This window comes from Paenibacillus sp. FSL M8-0142 (assembly GCF_038597315.1).
Classification (GTDB): Bacteria; Bacillota; Bacilli; order Paenibacillales; family Paenibacillaceae; genus Paenibacillus_AQ; species Paenibacillus_AQ lactis.
The window spans coordinates 4,326,689-4,343,346 of record NZ_CP152008.1; the positions used below are offsets into that span (position 1 = coordinate 4,326,689).

13 protein-coding genes are annotated in these 16,658 nt (G+C 53.9%); 3 read left to right on the forward strand and 10 right to left on the reverse strand.

Going from position 1 to position 16,658, the window contains the following annotated elements:
• Positions 1-266 precede the first annotated feature (266 nt).
• The 3 genes from NSQ46_RS20020 to NSQ46_RS20030 all read right to left on the reverse strand — a co-directional run bounded on the left by NSQ46_RS20020 (position 267) and on the right by NSQ46_RS20030 (position 3,394).
• Positions 267-506, reverse strand: a complete 240-nt coding sequence (locus tag NSQ46_RS20020; RefSeq protein ID WP_007133112.1) for a glutaredoxin family protein — start codon at positions 504-506, stop codon at positions 267-269.
• Between the two features lie 17 nt (positions 507-523).
• Positions 524-1,582 (reverse strand): hypothetical protein, encoded by a 1,059-nt coding sequence (locus tag NSQ46_RS20025; RefSeq protein ID WP_342574473.1) that lies wholly within the window; start codon positions 1,580-1,582, stop codon positions 524-526.
• Between the two features lie 201 nt (positions 1,583-1,783).
• A complete protein-coding gene (locus NSQ46_RS20030; RefSeq protein ID WP_040740386.1) occupies positions 1,784-3,394 on the reverse strand; it encodes a cobyric acid synthase in 1,611 nt (536 codons plus the stop codon).
• 358 nt (positions 3,395-3,752) lie between these two features.
• Between NSQ46_RS20030 and NSQ46_RS20035 the strand changes: the two genes are divergently transcribed.
• Positions 3,753-4,727 carry a hypothetical protein gene (locus NSQ46_RS20035; protein ID WP_007133115.1) on the forward strand — a complete coding sequence of 325 codons (975 nt, stop codon included), beginning with the start codon at positions 3,753-3,755 and terminating at the stop codon, positions 4,725-4,727.
• Between the two features lie 52 nt (positions 4,728-4,779).
• Here the strand turns inward: NSQ46_RS20035 and NSQ46_RS20040 are convergent, their stop codons facing one another.
• The 4 genes from NSQ46_RS20040 to NSQ46_RS20055 all read right to left on the reverse strand — a co-directional run bounded on the left by NSQ46_RS20040 (position 4,780) and on the right by NSQ46_RS20055 (position 9,474).
• A complete protein-coding gene (locus tag NSQ46_RS20040; RefSeq protein WP_007133116.1) occupies positions 4,780-5,838 on the reverse strand; it encodes a Gfo/Idh/MocA family oxidoreductase in 1,059 nt (352 codons plus the stop codon).
• A 104-nt stretch (positions 5,839-5,942) separates the two neighbouring features.
• Positions 5,943-7,559 carry an extracellular solute-binding protein gene (locus tag NSQ46_RS20045; protein WP_007133117.1) on the reverse strand — a complete coding sequence of 539 codons (1,617 nt, stop codon included), beginning with the start codon at positions 7,557-7,559 and terminating at the stop codon, positions 5,943-5,945.
• 51 nt (positions 7,560-7,610) lie between these two features.
• Complete coding sequence (locus tag NSQ46_RS20050) at positions 7,611-8,531, reverse strand: carbohydrate ABC transporter permease (RefSeq protein WP_007133118.1); 921 nt, start codon at positions 8,529-8,531, stop codon at positions 7,611-7,613.
• 16 nt (positions 8,532-8,547) lie between these two features.
• Entirely contained in the window at positions 8,548-9,474 is a 927-nt protein-coding gene (locus NSQ46_RS20055; protein WP_007133119.1) for an ABC transporter permease subunit, read from the reverse strand.
• 316 nt (positions 9,475-9,790) lie between these two features.
• On the opposite strand from NSQ46_RS20055, the gene NSQ46_RS20060 reads away from it, so the two are divergent.
• Positions 9,791-11,539 carry a sensor histidine kinase gene (locus tag NSQ46_RS20060; protein WP_007133120.1) on the forward strand — a complete coding sequence of 583 codons (1,749 nt, stop codon included), beginning with the start codon at positions 9,791-9,793 and terminating at the stop codon, positions 11,537-11,539.
• Entirely contained in the window at positions 11,536-13,146 is a 1,611-nt protein-coding gene (locus NSQ46_RS20065; protein WP_007133121.1) for a helix-turn-helix domain-containing protein, read from the forward strand. The genes NSQ46_RS20060 and NSQ46_RS20065 overlap by 4 nt, the downstream gene beginning before the upstream one ends.
• A gap of 619 nt (positions 13,147-13,765) precedes the next feature.
• On the opposite strand, the gene NSQ46_RS20070 is transcribed toward NSQ46_RS20065, so the two are convergent.
• The 3 genes from NSQ46_RS20070 to rbsC form a co-directional block, all read right to left on the reverse strand.
• On the reverse strand, positions 13,766-14,077 hold the full coding sequence (locus tag NSQ46_RS20070; RefSeq protein ID WP_213617041.1) for a hypothetical protein: 312 nt from the start codon (positions 14,075-14,077) through the stop codon (positions 13,766-13,768).
• A gap of 679 nt (positions 14,078-14,756) precedes the next feature.
• Positions 14,757-15,674: a ribose ABC transporter substrate-binding protein RbsB gene (rbsB, locus tag NSQ46_RS20075; protein WP_210095682.1), complete on the reverse strand. Its 918-nt coding sequence runs from the start codon at positions 15,672-15,674 to the stop codon at positions 14,757-14,759.
• A 14-nt stretch (positions 15,675-15,688) separates the two neighbouring features.
• Entirely contained in the window at positions 15,689-16,657 is a 969-nt protein-coding gene (gene rbsC / locus NSQ46_RS20080) for a ribose ABC transporter permease RbsC (protein ID WP_007129681.1), read from the reverse strand.
• Between the last annotated feature and the right edge of the window lies 1 nt (position 16,658).

A 16,658-nucleotide genomic window follows, 5' to 3' on the forward strand; every position in this document is an offset into this window, starting at 1 on the left:
TTGATACGTGACATATCTCCGATCGTTTCATGATTCCTCTCGATCCATGATCAATCGCCGTTTTCCTAAGAAAGACACAAACCATATAATAACACCCCTACTGATTTTTGACACCTGTGAATTTGGATTAAACTTCGAAAAATTTTCCCGGCGGTAAGCACGAAAGCGACCGCTCCATCTGCTCCGGCGCAACGAAAAAAAGCGCGGCAATCCTTGTAGGATCGCCTGCGCTTCTTCCCCCACCAGCCATGGGTGAAACAGTTTTTTTATGGAATCAGCTTTCGAATCTCGTCCAGGTTGTCGGCAAAGCCGATAAACACCCGGCCGTTGATCACGATCGTCGGTACGATTGATTTTCCGGTCAGCTCCCGTACTTCTTCGGCGTAAGCCGGATTTTCTTCACAGTTGTATTCCGTATACGGGACGTTCCGTTCCTTCAAATAACGTTTGGCAAAATTGCAGTCGCTGCACGTTGGTATCGTATATATTTTTACCGCTTCGGACATATCGATCACTCCTTGATTTATTGGATTTCTACCACAAACGCAGTCGTAAAGACCTCGTTCTTATGCTGAAATTGTCCCCAGATTTTGTAGATGCCGCTATTCGGAAAGATTGTAGCGAACTCCGCCTTGGGTCCGGTTCCGTCTTCATCCACCGGATGCACGTGAATGTATTCCTCCGCATCGGCCGACAAAATAACGACATGGCCGATTGCGCCCAGGTACGGCTCCAAATTATCGATGCCTTGCTTGGTTTCCGCATCCTGAAATTCGAAGGCGAGCACAGCCTCTTCATTCGAAAGCGTGTTGCTGAGCGATAGCTCGACCCGCTTGCCGTCCACTTGCTGCACGAGGTTTGTCGGCTTGATCGGTGCATGCGCCTGTTCCTCTCCTGCGACCGTTACCCACTCGCTAAGTGTTGCCCCATGAGCGCCCTGGGGAACGAAATCCGCGAACAGCTTATACTTCCCGCCTGCCGGAAATGTTGTGTTCACGGTAAAGACGCCGTTCTCCAGATAATCGGGATGAATGTGCTCAAAGTACGACAGATCGTGGTTGACGATGATCAGATGCATCAGCTTCTCATGATTAACATCGAATTGCTGCACCGGCTGCCCATCCTTGTTGGTAATCTTGATGGTCAGCTCCGTGTCGCTGCCTGCGTTCAGCGCCCCGTTGAATTGGAAGGCCGCCTTGTAGTCGTCCGACGAAACTCCATGCCCTGCCCCATGCTCTGCATGTGCTCCATGTCCTGCCCCATGCTCTGCATGTGCTCCATGTCCTGCATGTGCTCCATGTGATGCGTTTGCCGTATGCGTTCCATGAGCCTCTGATGTTCTATGACTTCCTCGCGCCTCGTGCGGCTCTTGCACATCTTGTATGCCATGTGCTGAAGCTTCTTCGGCTTCATGCGCTCCATGCTCGCCTTGCCCGTCAAGCTGCGCCTCACGGCCGGCCTTATCCTGCGGGGATCGTTGGTTTCCGGAACTTGAGTCTCCCCCTTTCGGATCATCACATCCCGTGAAGAAACCGAAAGCCAGCAGGGTTGTTAATGTCAGAAAAGCCATTTTCTTACTCATCCGCGATCACTCCAATCCTGTAGGTGTACACTTGCATGAATGCTTCTTTGCTTGTAGTTAGTATACCCCCCTATCCTATATTTAATCAAGGGTAATGTTCATTTGGGGAGCAAAAAATTGAAAATCGACGCAAAATAACACCATGCCGTCGGCATGGTGCCACTCCAACTTTATTATTTATATTCCCGTTTGAAAATCCATTTATTCCTGGATGACCCGCTGCCTTAATCCGCTCATCGCATAGATTTTGTCCATATCCAGATGGCTTCGCACGATGCCCGCTACCCGGTCGAATTCCTCTAGCTTGCGGCTGCGTGCGTTGAAGGTTTCCCCGATCGGGGCCAGCCCTTTCTTCAGCCGGATGCCGTTCAGCCATGCCCTGCGCAGCTCGTCATTGTCAAACAGGCCATGCAAATAACTGCCCCATACCGAACCGTCCGCAGTGCCCAGTCCCTCCGAGTGACCTTCCATCGGATAAGAATCGGCGTTCCCATCGGGGCCGGGTCCCATGATGAACAGCGGTGCATACGCTCCATCCTCGCTTGACCCGCTCCATTCACTGATCCCCATATGAATCTCGTACGCTTCAATGGGCGTATCGGCAGCGGGAACCGGAGTGCCCAGTGCTAAGGGATGCCCCTGCGCCAGCTTTCCCCGGACCCGAACGGTTCTCTTCTCTTTTCTGAAGATCGTCGTCAGCGGCAGCAGCCCGAGCCCCTCCGCTTCACGTGCGCCTCCTTCCACCGCATCCGGGTCGGATAGACGCTTGCCCATCATCTGGTAGCCGCCGCAAATGCCGACAATCTGTACATTTCTCTCCCGCGCCCGGTCCATAATGCACTGTGCCAAGCCTTGCTCCCTCAAAAATTCCAGATCGCCGATCGTATCCTTCGAGCCCGGCAGGATGATGACATCCGGCTCGCCCAAATCATCCGCCGAGCTTACAAAGCGGACTTGGACGTCCTGTTCGCCGGCCAATGCATCCGCATCGGTAAAATTCGAGATCCGCGGATACCGGATGACCGCGATATCGAGCTCTTTCCGCGGTCCTGAGCGAAGCGCAAGCTTCTCCAGCACGACGGAATCCTCCGCCTCAATGCGCATGTCCGGAATGTAGGGCAGAACCCCGAGCACCGGAATGCCTGTGCGCTCTTCGAGCCAATCGAGGCCCGGCTTAAGCAAGGCAACATCCCCTCGGAACTTGTTGATGATGAAGCCCTTCACCCGCGCTGCCTCATGGGGCTCCAGCAGCTCGAGCGTACCGACGATAGAGGCAAACACGCCCCCGCGGTCGATGTCCGCAACGAGGATTACCGGGGCGTCGGCCCAGCCCGCTAAATTCATATTGACGATGTCCCGGTCCTTCAGGTTGATCTCTGCCGGACTCCCAGCTCCCTCCATCACGACAATGTCATGCTGCCGGCGCAGTCGTTCAAGTGCCTCGAGCACAATGTCCTTTGCTTTCGGCAGGAACCGATTCCTATAATCCATCGCGCTCATCTGCATTTCAGGCACGCCATGAATGACGATTTGGGACGTCATGTCCTTCACCGGCTTGATCAAAATCGGATTCATATCGGTCGTGGCAGCGATGCCGCAGGCTTCAGCCTGAACGCCCTGTGCCCGCCCAATCTCTTTTCCGTCTGGCGTCACGTACGAATTAAGCGCCATGTTTTGCGATTTGTATGGAGCCGGCCGGTAGCCGTCCTGGAGAAAAATGCGGCACAATGCCGTCGTGACAATGCTTTTCCCGACATCCGAGGCCGTTCCCTGCAGCATAAGCACGGCTCCCCGCTCTTCACGCCCCTTCATGGGCGTACCCGCTGCTTCCGTTATGTATTTGAGATCGCCGCTCTCATGCTGTGTCTCGGGATGATCGTAGTCACGGCGAGTCTTGTCCTCGAACGGTCGAGGTCCTCCCACATCGCTTTGCTTCATCTGTGTCACTCTTTTCCTTTATTAAACTTAGGTTAGGACCATTATAACAAAACAGCGTTTAGGATCGCTCCATCTTTCGCGTCTGAAGAAACGATAGGTTCGTCCGTCTGACCGTTCTTTATGGGATAAATTTTTCACAAGGAGGGATATATTCGTCCAGAATATACTTTTTACGTTAATTTTGTATTATCTTGGATAGGTGATTAGAGTGGTTAAGGGAGGAACATAGTGAATGGTAATGCATTTCTCCAAGATTAGCAACTTCTATGTGCACGTAAAATGGTTTACGGATAGCTTCGAATGGGACCCCCTGCCTTTCTCCCGCATCGTCACCCCGTCCTTCCTGTTCTGGCTAGCGTTTACCGTCCTGATGCTCTGGCTCGCCTGCGCCGTCTCCGGGCCGATCAGCCGTGCGCGTCCGATCCTGCGAATTCATACATGGCTATGCCGAATGAAGCAGCACACCCAGCTCATCCTGCGAACCGGCCTTGGCATCGGGCTTCTGCTGCAGTTATTCAGCGGGTCTTACCTTGCCCCCGAATTCACCATCAAATCGATGTGGATCGTCCTTGGGCTATTCATTGCCGCCGCCTGTCTGGCCAATACGAAAACGTTAAAAGTAAGCGGTGCCATTCTGTTCTTGCTGTATATCCAAGCTTCGCTGGAATACGGGGTTTTTCACGCCTTGGATTATTTGATGTATGTGGGGATCGTTTATTGCCTGTTCGTTTATGACACGCCTTTCATGAGAACCGCTCCCGCCGTCCTCTATATATGTATGGGGTTCTCCCTGTCCTGGCTAGCCATGGAAAAGCTGACCATGCCAGCGCTTGCCTGCTCCGTCATGGGCAGCTACGGACTTCCCACCTTCGGTTTTACCCTCGAGCAATTCGTGTTGATCAGCGCCTTCGTTGAGATCGGCTTGGCATGGGCCTTTATCATGGGAATTATGAACCGCTTCACCGCACTGCTCGTCACCGGAATCTTCTTCATGACAAGCCTTGTATTCGGTCACATCGAGGTGATCGGCCATACGATCATCCACACGCTGCTGATCCTGTTCGTGATCGAGGGCACCGGAGGTTTACGCACACCTGTGGAATTCCACCGTAAGCCCATACTCAGATACCTTTTTGTAACCGTTAACTTTTGCTTGTTCCTGTTTGTTTTAATGCCGCTGTATATCTGGATGGGGAAAGCATGGTGAGCGGGCATCAGCGCACGATAAGTCACACACGCTTAAACCGGTCGGGATACGCTCAATCCGCCCTAAGCCGCACGGCAGACTTGGACTCGCTTGCTCTTACGACGGCATCCAGCACCTCCTGGTTCCGGTACCCGTCCATAAAGCCGGGCGCGCCGTCTGCCGGGGTCCCTCTTAAAACGGCGGCAAAATCGGCATACTGCGTGACCTTGCAATGAGCCGGCACCTCGACGAGTGCTCTCGCCAGCTGTCCGCCCTCTTCCTCACGGATCCACACGATGTGGTCCGGGTCAAGCGTTCCCGCATGAACCGTCCCCAAATCGCCGTAGATCGTTACTTCATGCTGGTTGCCCGAGCCGAATGCATTGCGCGACGTTTGGAACACGCCCATAACGTCCCCTGTCATCCGGGCCTGAAAGCTTGCGAAATCATCGACCTCAATCTTCGCCATCGCTCCCGTGACCGGATCGCGGCGTTCCGGAACGATCGTCTGCAGCTGGGCGGTCAGCTCCTCGAACTCTCCGAATAGAAAGCGCGCCATGTCGATCATATGCGAGCCGAGATCGCCCAGAGCCCCCGTCCCGGTGACGGCCTTGTTATACCTCCACATATACGGGACCTGTTGATGCGGGACGCCAAAGCCCTGGAGGTATTGGTGGGAGAAATGCCGGACCGTGCCCAGTTTCCCGGAACGCACGATCTCCCGGGCATAGCGGAATGCCGGCGTATAACGATACGTAAAGCCGATCATGACCGGGACCGGATGTTTCTCGTACAATTCCAGCAAGGGCACAGCCTCCTCGAAGATCCGCGTAAACGGCTTCTCCGCCAAAAAGGGTTTTCCCGCATGAAGGCATGCACTCATGATGTCGGCATGCACGTTATTCGGCGTCACCGAGACGACCGCGTCCACATCCGGGTCTTCGATCAGTCCCTTATAATTCGCGTAGCGCTTGCCGTCTTCGATGCCGAGCTGATCGCCGACTCTCGCCATCGCGTCCCCGTTCACATCGCTGACGGCAACAAACTCATACACATTCTCTGCTTTCATCCAGCGGATATGCTCTTGCGCCATGCCGCCGAGTCCAATCAAACCGATCCGAAACTTGTTCATGCCTAACGCTCTCCTCTTGTTCTTAAAATGTAGATTGCCCCAAGCAAAACGGCGGCGGCCCTGCCTATTCGCATCTGCAGGGCCGCATTCGCCTTATACTGGCATCACTTTGCGCTGGTATACCGTTTATAAGCATCCTTGCGAATCTGGAGCAGCCGCTCCAGTCCCATTTCGTTCAGCTTATTCACATAAGCGTCCCATTCCTGATCAATGTTGCCCTCCGTAATCCATTTTGCCCGGGTCGTGCTGACATAACCGTCGATATCGGTCGTCAGCGTAGGCAGCTCCTGGAATTCCTCCGCACTGTACATGACGTTCGGGAACGGGGTGGTCACATAATCGCTGCCCAGCTTATCGATGACCAGCTTCAAGCCGTCTCCTGTCGTTTCGTCCAGGATGATATTGCGCTCAAAGCTCGGACTGACGTACTTCGGTCCAAAATCGCGAACCGACTGCTCCCAGTACCAAGCATCCGCGCTCGTTCCCTCCGGCGGATTCATCAGCGTGTACGTACCGTCGTCGTTTTTCTTAATGACGGTGCCGATCGCGCCCCAGAAATTCTGGATGCTGGCTTCATTGGTATAGAACTGGTCCGCCCAGCGCGCCGATACCTCCGGATGCTCGTTGGAGGTCGTAATGAGCAGCTGGTTCCGCCGCAGGCTCAAGCCGCCCGGCTCTCCGCCCTGATAGCGTTTTCCGTCAGGACCGGCGATCGGTGGAATGGCGATGTATTGATCCTTCCACTTCCCGAACACGGCATCGGGTACCCACTGATTGGAGAAGCCGATCAGCGGAGCATCGGGATTCTGCTGCTTGGCCGTCAGCATGGTGTTGTCCTGGGTGAACACCTCCTGGTCGATCAGACCTTCGGCGTACAACTGATGCGCCCATTTTATCGCTTCTTTATAATTTTCCGTAATCGGATAGTACACGGGCTCCCCGTCCACCACCATCATGCTGTTGGCATTGATGTCGGTGATGCCGAACGGATTGTATAAATCCACGCTGATATCCCCGGAACCGCTGACCGGGATTTCATCGGCTTTTCCGTTCCCGTTCGGATCCTGTTCCTTGAACGCTTTGAACACCTGGTACAGCTCTTCGGTATTGTCCGGTACGTCCAATCCAAGCTTGTCAAGCCAGGTCTTGTTGATGATCGGCTGGATCGACGATTCCGGTCTGGACGGGAGCCGTGCCGGAAGGGAGTAGATCTTTCCGTCCGGGAAGGTGCTCATCTGTTTCATCTCCGGCGTCTCTTCCATCGCTGCCTTTAAATTCGGCATGTACCGGTCGATGTAGTCGTCGAGCGGCCGGAAGTAGGACAGATTATTGACGATATCGGAATCGCTGAACACAATGTCCCCGAAAATGATGTCCGGGAGCGTCCCGCTTGCCAGCATGATCGATTTCTGTTCGCCCCAGTCGTTCGAGGACATGATCTGCCAGTTGATTTTCACGTTGGTTTGCTTCTCCAGATCTTTCAGCCATTGATTCTGAAGAAACGTATCCCCCATATTCCCCCATCGAACGGTCAACACGTCCAGCGTGATCGGTTCATTCACGATCGGCAGCCCTTCTTCATTAAAAGCCGCATCCGGCTCCGCCGCCGGTTCCTTGCCGCCGCCGCTGCACCCCGCCAGATTAAACACCAGCATCAGAGCCAGCAGCATCGAAACCGCCGTCTTGACCGGAAATGCCTTAAGCTTCAAGCCCTTTACCATTCCATAATCCCCCCAAGCTTTTTGATGACAGGACATGCATTGAATCGAACATTATTGCTTTACGGCTCCGATCATCACCCCCTGGTTGAAATATTTCTGCACAAACGGGTAAATGCACATGATCGGAACCGTAGCGACAATGATGACCGCATACCGCATCAGGTTAGCTAAGCGCAGCGCGACGGCTGCGGCTTCCCCCGTTCCGAGGGCCGATTGCATCTGGTTCGTCACCAGAATGTTTCGGAGGATAAGCTGCAGCGGATACAGATTCGAATCTTTCAAATAAATCAGCGCGTTGAAATATGAATTCCAATGGCCGACGGCCGTCCATAAGGCGATGACCGAGATTACCGCTTTCGAGAGCGGGATGACGATCTGGACAAAATACCTCAGATTCCCGCATCCGTCGATCTGGGCCGCCTCCCATAAATCCTCGGGGATGCTCGTCTTGAAGAACGTCCGCGCTACGATAATGTTGAATACCGCCACCGAGAACGGCAGCACCATGACGAGAAACGTATCGTACAGCTGGAAATCCCGGATCGTCATGAAGGTAGGGATCAGGCCGCCGTTAAAGAACATCGTGAATATAAAAAGCAGGGAAATGTACTTGCCGCCGACCAAATCCCGTCTGGACAGCGCGTAGGCTGCCGAAATGTTGACCGCCAGGCCGATCGCCGTTCCCACGATGGTATACAGGATCGTATTACGGTACCCCACCCATATATTAGAATGCTTCAGCAATTCCTGATAGCCCGCCAGCGTAAAATCTTTCGGAAACAGCCACACCTGCCCGTTCGCAACGGCTGCCGGATCGCTGAATGAGGCAATGACGATAAAATAGATCGGATAGATCAGAACGATCAACAAGAGGACGGCGAAGATGTACATGGCAATCTCCAGGATGCGGTCAGAGGAACGGGTGTAGACGGCGCGCGCCCCTTTTTTCGTTTTTGCTTCCATTCCGCTCATTGAAACCCTCCTCTCTCTACCATAAGCTGTTCTCGCTGTACTTCTTGGAAATGTAGTTCACCATGATCAGGAGCACGAAATTAATGACCGTGTTAAACAGGTTGATGGCCGAGGAAAAGCTGTACTGGCTGCTCAGCATCCCGATTTTGTACACATAGGTCGCGATCACCTCGCTGGACGTGATATTGAGGTTGTTTTGCATCAGATACACCTTCTCGAAGCCGACGCCAAGCAGATTTCCGATTCGAAGGATCAATAGCGTGATCATGGTCGGCATCAGCATCGGGATATCGATGTACCGGATCTTCTGCCAACGGCTCGCGCCATCCATCGTCGCCGCCTCGTACAGGCTGGGATTGACGGCCGACAGGGCCGCGATATAAATGATGCTGTCCCAGCCCATGTGCTGCCACACGTCGGACCACACATAGACGCTGCTGAACCACCCGGCCGAGCCCATCAGATTCGGCGCCTCGGCACCGAAGAGGCGGAACAGGTTGCCGATCAAGCCCGTGCTGGGCGAGAACAGGATGAGCATCAGGCCGACCATGACCACCGTCGATATGAAGTGCGGCATGTAGGTCACCGTCTGGAAAAACCGCTTGAACCGGTTGGGACGCATCTGGTTGACCATCAATGCGAGCATGATCGGAATCGGAAACGTAGCCACGCTGTAGAGGCTGATGACGACCGTGTTTTTGATCGTGCTCTCAAATTGATAGGAGCGGAAAAATTTCTCGAAGTATTTCAGCCCCGCCCACGGGCTGTCCATAATGCCTGCCGCAGGACTGTAATCTTTAAAGGCGATCAGGATGCCGTACATCGGCACGTAGGAAAACAACAGGACCAGCACCACCGCGGGCAGCAGCAGCAGGTACAGCCCCCAATTTTTCTTGATTCTCGAAATAAGCTGCCGGGAGTCGTTCAGTTGGCCTGCTTTCAATGGAATCCCCCTTTCTCTCCCGCCGCTTCCAAAGCGTTAGGTTGAATCGAACAGCTTCAGTATACTCCGGCGGAGCAGCGTTAACCGGACCTTGTGAAACGCTAATCGGACCTTTCTTTTACCCTTACCGAGACTTGGGGCCCCGGTTTCGGCAATGTCCTGCCGTTATCCGGACTTAAACCGGCAATATCCGGACTTTATCGCGGGAGGCCTCCAGGAACGCCATGTTTTTTTGCGTCTTTCGTTTTATAATAGCCTTACTATCCTTAAAACGCTTTCATTTCAAGGCGTTCGCGAAAGGAACTGGAGAATTCCGATGGTCAAGTCGCTTTATAACAAGCCTTATCCGATTCGGCATTATGTCAAAATCATGCTCTTCATCTCGATCTTCGCCCTTGTCGTCGATCTCGTGATCAGCTTCGCTTCGATCTTCATCGTCAAGCAGCAGTCCACGCGGTATTTGCAGGATACGGCGAATTTGTATATCCAGCAGATCAACCATGACTTCGCTTATATCAATCATTACATGGGATGGACGCTGGCTAACGACGAAAGCGTGAAGACGCTGGATGACAAGGATACCGAATACGTCGATTTCATTGAAGCAAGCGAACGCGTTCATAAACGATTTAACGAGCTGCAAAAAAATTACGGCCAGGGCTACAATTTCTTTTTTTATCTGAAGGAGCAGGACTTCTTCCAAAACTACGCCCCGATGTCCGTGACGTATTCGGAGTTTCTTGAGATCAAGGAGCAGATCGTTTCCTTAACCGATAGCAAAAACGTCTATGAGACCTTCTACTCCAATTGGAAGCCGATCCGCGTCCGGGATACCCACTACATCGTGAATATCGTACCCTATCATAACCGCTACTTGATCTGCCTCATTTCCGCCGACGACCTGATCCGGCCCTTGCGCGAGCTGAACCTGGGCGAGGAAGGCTACGTTTCCTTGATCGGATCAAACGGAGAAGCTATATCGGGCCCGGCAGCGGACGATGATCCGCGTACCCGCGTCAGCGGCGCGGCCGCTTCCTTGCTGAGGTTCCCGCCCTCAACAACCACTGTGACCAAAGCGTTCTCCAATGCGTCCTTTCATGTGCAGCTGGTGATCCAATTCGGCATGTTCGAGAAAATCATGATCGCCCAGCTGCTCATCATGCTGCTGTTCGTTGTGCTGACCTGCACGCTCAGCGTCGTCATGCTGTACTTCAAGAAAAAGGTGCTGAAGCCCATTCAGAATTTCTCGGAAAATCTGAGGCGCATTCATGAGGACAGCGAAAGCCTCGATTTTCGAAGCAGCGAGATCACCGAGCTGGAACAGGTCAATTCCCAGTTCAAGCATCTGATTGAACAGATCAAGAAATTCAAGATCGAAATGTACGAGCAAGAGCTGGAGAAGCAGCGGATCCAGCTGAACTATATGAAGCTGCAGATCAACCCTCATTTTTTCCTGAATTGCTTGACGAATATTTACAGTATGGCGCAGATGCAGATGCATAAGGAGATCGAGTACATGTCCTTGTCCACATCGAAATACTTCCGCTATATCTTTCAAAGCGGCGATGACTTGGTCAGGCTGGGCGACGAGATTGAGCATGTCCGCATTTATTTGGAAATCCAAAAGCATCGTTACCAGGACGCGTTCATGTACCGGATTACCGGAATGACCGATGATTTGAGCGGGCTGAAAATCCCGCCGTTGCTGCTTCAAACCTTCATTGAAAATGCCGTCAAATATGCCGTATCCCGCACCCAGACGCTGTTAATAAGCCTTGACGTTTCTCTGCTAACGGAGGGAGAGCATCCCCGGCTCTGCATCGAAATTTCCGATACCGGGCCCGGGTTCCCGCCGGACATCCTCGAGCAGCTTCAGAACGGGCGGCCGCTTAAGCAAGCTGGCGGAAAACGCATTGGCATCATGAACACCCTGCAGCGGCTGGAGCTCCTCTACCAGCGCCGGGCCCGGACGTTTTTCGATAACCGCGAGGACGGCGGCGCCCGGATCATCCTTGAGCTGCCGCTGCTGCTATCCAACGCAACCCTGAAAGGAGCCGAACGATGAACGTATTGCTTGTGGATGATGATGTATTTGTCGTAGCCGCCCTGCAGCAGAAGATCGATTGGAATGCGCTCTCGATTGAGGGGGTGTTTACCGCATATAATGTCGCCCAGGCCCGGGAGATCCTGCAGCAGCATGCCGTGCAGATCCTCATCTGCGATATCGAAATGCCGCAGGGCAGCGGCCTTGAGCTGTTAGGCTGGATCCGGGAGGAGCGGTACGCCGTGCAGACCATCTTCCTGACCAATTACGCGGACTTCAACTACGCGCAGAAAGCGATCGAGCTGCAGAGCTTCGATTATTTCCTGAAGCCGATCGAGTTCGATAAGCTCACCTTGATCATCTCCAAAGCGATATACAAAGCAAAGGAGCAGCAAAGCTATCAGGAGGCGCTGAAGGAAGGACAGCTGTGGAAAAAAAATCAGCGTAAGCTGCAGGAGCAATTCTGGCGCAAATGGATACACGAGAAAAGGCCTTCGGTGGACGCCGCCGCCATCGCGGAATCAGCCGCCGAGCATGATGTGTCTTATCTCACGTCCGATCTGTTTACTCCGGTCCACCTGACCATTTTCCCGTACGATCGGAGCCTCGGGAAGGAAGACAAGGATCTGTTCGACTACGCGCTGCTCAATGTGCTTAGCGAGCTGCTGGATGATCCTCGCTTCTCGGTGGAGACGATCCAGGAGTTTAGGGATTATAACTGGATCCTTGTGCTGAAATGGAGCCAGGCTTCGGATCCTGCGGCGATCGAGTCGGCGTTCCTCTCGTTCATTCAGCAAGCCAACAAATTCCTCAAGAGCGATGCCTGCTGCTGCATCGCCGATACCGCGGAGCTTGGACGCGTTCCAGGCTCCATCCGGGAGCTGCTGCAGATGAACGAGGATCTGATCAAGAAGCGCAATCAAATCATGTTCCTGGCGCATCATCCGCTGGAGGAAACCGCTTATTCTCCGCCCGATTCGGCTTCATGGGAGGCGCTCCTGCACCAGAATGACCCGGCGGCGTTTCTGAATGAGATTCGCGGTTATTTGCGGAATCTTGCCCGCCAAGGCGTCTGCAATGCCTCCGTGCTGAGGCAGTTCCGGATTGACATCGTGCAGCTGGTGTACGCCTATCTGAAGAGCCGGGAAATCCAGGCGCACAAGCTGTACAGCGGCAAGACGCATGACCAGCTGTTCCTGCAATCGCTGAACTCGATCGAGGATATGGAGAAATATATCGCGTATCTGGTGCAAACCGCGGCGGACTATCACTTTTTCGGCGATCCCTCTCCTACGGTCGTTGAGGAAATCCGGCAGTACATCCACCGCCATTACGGGGACGATCTGACACGCGCCAGCCTCGCGGAAATCGTCTATCTGAATCCGGATTACTTGGCCCGCGTATTCAAGAAGGAAACCGGCGTATCGCTCGGCACCTACATCATTCAGGTCCGCATCAAAGCGGCCCGGCAGCTGCTGGAAACGACCTCGCTCTCGGTCTATCAGATCGCGGCCAAAGTCGGGTATTCGAACTATTCTTATTTCTCGAAGCTGTTCAAGCAGGATACCGGCTGGTCGCCGAGCGACTACCGCCGGGCGGTGGCCGAGGGGCAGCGCGTGTTGGGGTGAGGGCGAAGAGCATGCTGCGCGGCAGCTCCATGTCCTATAAAAAGTATGCGGGTCATGCTTCCTTCCGTGTGTCATCACTCCGCATGCGGATCATGCCTCCTTCTGTGAGCCATTACTCCGCATGCGGATCATACCGCCTTCTGTGTGCCATCACTCCGCATGCGGATCATACCGCCTTCTGTGTGCCATTACTCCGCATGCGGATCTTGTCTCCTCTTGTGTGTCATCACTCCGCATGCGGATCATACCGCCTTCTGTGTGCCATCACTCCGCATGCGGATCATGCCTCCTCCTGTATGCCATTACTCCGCACGCGGAACATGCCTTCTCTTGTGTGTCATCACTCCGCATGCGGATCATACCTTCTCTTGTTTGCCATTACTCTGCATGCGGATCTTGTCTCCTCTTGTGTGTCATCACTCCGCATGCGGATCATGCCTCCAATCTCTGTTGTCCTCTAATTTTCTGGAATGATCTTATCTGTAGTTAAAATTAGAGGACAAAGGAGAACGCTCCGCTTTTCCGGCATGATTCCGCCTGCTCCGTTGAAGCCTTTTTGCGGGATTGAAGGATGGATCAGTGACTTTATGGCAGCTCAGATACGCTGCCTGCACGCAGCTCACACGTACCTTTTGGGGACTTGCTCCCCCTTCTCAGGCTCGGTCGCGCTCCACACGTCCCTTTTCGGAACTTGCTCGCCCTTTTTGCGCTCGTTTGCGCTCCACACGTCCCTTTTCGGGACTTGCTCGCCCTTTTTGCGCTCGTTTGCGCTCGACACGTACTTTTTCGGGACTTGCTCGCCCTTCTCAGGCTCGGTCGCGCTCCACAAGTACTTTTTCGGGACTTGCTCGCCCTTCTCAGGCTCGGTCGCGCTCCACAAGTACTTTTCCGGGACTTGTTCGCCCCTCTTACGCTCGTTTGCGCTCCACACGTCCCTTTTCGGGACTTGCTCGCCCTTCTTGCGCTCGTTATCGCTTCACACGTCCCTTTTCGGGACTTGTTCGCCCTTCTCAGGCTCGGTCGCGCTCCACACGTCCCTTTTCGGGACTTGCTCGCCCTTCTTGCGCTCGTTATCGCTTCACATGTCCCTTTTCGGGACTTGTTCGCCCTTCTTGCGCTCGTTTGCGCTCCACACGTCCCTTTTCGGGACTTGTTCGCCCCTCTTACGCTCGTTTGCGCTCCACACGTCCCTTTTCGGGACTTGTTCGCCCTTCTCAGGCTCGTTTTGCGCTCCACAAGTACTTTTCCGGGACTTGTTCGCTCCTTCCGGACTCACCCTCGCCCTGCAGCGAGCATTCATAGCGACTTTACCGACCGATTCTCCCTAACTGCGGCCAAACGATCCTCTCAGAAGGCCTCTCATTGGAAAAAGCCAATAAAAAAACGCGGCTCCCGGCTTTTCAACCAGGACCGCGTTAAATCTATATTCCTTCTTTGAGCCAGATCTGTGAGCCGCGTTCGTTCTGTCCTAATTTCTTAAAGATCAGTTTCTGCGGCCCTCGCTCCTTATGCCTTCAAACCCACTTGAGCTGGCCATGCTTCTTTCTAATCCTTCAGCACAGCGGCATTATACGCACACCAAGCTTTAGCCAGCCACGCGTATTGCACAACTACTCCTTCACGACCATTTTCAGCGGAGCGGCGATGTTTTTCTCCACCTCTTTGCCTTGCAGCACATCCTTCGCCGCTTGAACCGCAAGCTGACCGATCAGCTCCGGCTGCTGCGCCACCGTTGCCGTCATGTTGCCGGCCTCGATCGATTTCAACGCATCCTCGTTACCGTCAAAGCCGATGACCATAATATCCTTGCCGGAGCTTTGGATCGCTTCGATTGCGCCGAGCGCCATCTCGTCGTTATGGGCGAAAATCGCTTTTGCATCCGGATTGCCCTGCAGCAGGTTTTCGGTTACGGTCAGACCTTTCGTCCGGTCGAAATCAGCTGCCTGCTTCGCAACTACGTTCAGCTGCTCATCCGCGATGACGTGGAAGCCTTTGCCGCGCTCACGCGTTGCCGATGCTCCCGGAACGCCTTCCAGCTCAATGACTTTGGCGTCCTTGCCCAGCTGCTCCACGATAAATTCCGCAGCCATCTGTCCGCCCTTCACGTTATCGGATGCGACCAGCGCCGCTACCTCGCCTTTATCCGCAGAGCGGTCCAGCGTTACGACCGGTATGTCAAGGCTGTTCGCCGTCTGCACCACCGTGGAGATGGCGGAAGAATCCGTCGGATTGATCAGCAGCGCGTCGACCCCTTGCTGAATCAGATCGTCCACGTCGTTGCTCTGCTTGGCGGAGTCGTTCTGCGCATCCACGACAACGACCTCGATTCCCTGCTTGGCCGCTTCTTCCACGACTCCGTCCTTCAACGATACGAAGAACGGATTGTTCAACGTGGAGATCGACAGGCCGATCTTCATATCTTCAATGTTTCCACTCCGCTTCGGCTTCGCCCATTCCGGCGGCTCCAGGGAACAGCCGGTGATGAAGACCAGCATGAGCGACATGAGCAATAGCGTTATTTTTTTCATAGTTCCTCTCTCCCTTAAGCCGATTTCTTCCGGTCGAGCAGAACGGCAATCGCAATGACGACGCCCTTCACGACCATCTGATAGAAGGAATTGACACCGAGCAAGTTGAGTCCGTTATTCAGGATACCGATGATCAGCACACCGATCAGGGTGCCGACGATCCGTCCCCGTCCGCCGGTCAAGCTCGTACCGCCAAGCACGACTGCGGCGATGGCATCAAGCTCGTACGATGTTCCTGCCGTCGGCTGGGCGGAGTTCAGACGGGATGTCAGAATCGCACCCGCCAGGGCGGACAGCATGCCTGCCAGGGAATATATCATAATTTTCACTCGTGAAACCTTAATACCGGATACAAGCGAAGCTTTTTCGTTGCCGCCAATCGCATAGGTTTTGCGTCCGAACGATGTCTTATGCAAAATTACCCACAGTACAGCAAACGTGATGATCATGGTAATGGCCGGCACCGGAATGCCCAGCAAATAACCGCGGCCGAACAGCTGGAACGCCAGGCTGTCGCCTAGACCCGTGATCGGATTCCCATTGGTATAGACGAGCGTCAGCCCCCGGAAAATCGTCATGGTCGCCAATGTTGCAATAAACGGAGCCATTTTTCCTTTCGTGATCATGAGGCCGTTAATCATCCCCATGACACCGCCGAGTGCCACCCCGATAATAATCGACAGAATCGGGTCGAAGCCCGCCACCATCATATTGGCGACAAATGCGCTGGACAGTGCCAGAATGGAGCCGACCGACAAGTCGATGCCTCCCGTCAGAATGACGAACGTCATCCCGAATGCAATCAGGGCGTTAATGGATACCTGGCGCAGCAGGTTCAGAATATTGAGCGGTTCCAAAAAACTCGGATTCAGAACCGAAACGATGACGATGAGAATGATCAGTCCGAGCAGCGGCCCGAGCTTTTGCGTGAAGCCTGAGACATTAAAGCCTTTTCCCGCCTTCGCATCATGAATGGTTGTCATA

What these genes read in the sequence shown, in the direction of transcription:
- rbsC (WP_007129681.1), bottom strand. Translation starts at nt 16,657, where the DNA reads ATGACAACCATTCATGATGCGAAGGCGGGAAAAGGCTTTAATGTCTCA.
- NSQ46_RS20040 (WP_007133116.1), bottom strand. Translation starts at nt 5,838, where the DNA reads ATGAACAAGTTTCGGATCGGTTTGATTGGACTCGGCGGCATGGCGCAA.
- NSQ46_RS20025 (WP_342574473.1), bottom strand. Translation starts at nt 1,582, where the DNA reads ATGAGTAAGAAAATGGCTTTTCTGACATTAACAACCCTGCTGGCTTTC.
- NSQ46_RS20060 (WP_007133120.1), top strand. Translation starts at nt 9,791, where the DNA reads ATGGTCAAGTCGCTTTATAACAAGCCTTATCCGATTCGGCATTATGTC.
- NSQ46_RS20065 (WP_007133121.1), top strand. Translation starts at nt 11,536, where the DNA reads ATGAACGTATTGCTTGTGGATGATGATGTATTTGTCGTAGCCGCCCTG.
- NSQ46_RS20035 (WP_007133115.1), top strand. Translation starts at nt 3,753, where the DNA reads ATGGTAATGCATTTCTCCAAGATTAGCAACTTCTATGTGCACGTAAAA.
- NSQ46_RS20020 (WP_007133112.1), bottom strand. Translation starts at nt 506, where the DNA reads ATGTCCGAAGCGGTAAAAATATATACGATACCAACGTGCAGCGACTGC.
- rbsB (WP_210095682.1), bottom strand. Translation starts at nt 15,674, where the DNA reads ATGAAAAAAATAACGCTATTGCTCATGTCGCTCATGCTGGTCTTCATC.
- NSQ46_RS20045 (WP_007133117.1), bottom strand. Translation starts at nt 7,559, where the DNA reads ATGGTAAAGGGCTTGAAGCTTAAGGCATTTCCGGTCAAGACGGCGGTT.
- NSQ46_RS20050 (WP_007133118.1), bottom strand. Translation starts at nt 8,531, where the DNA reads ATGAGCGGAATGGAAGCAAAAACGAAAAAAGGGGCGCGCGCCGTCTAC.
- NSQ46_RS20030 (WP_040740386.1), bottom strand. Translation starts at nt 3,394, where the DNA reads ATGAAGGGGCGTGAAGAGCGGGGAGCCGTGCTTATGCTGCAGGGAACG.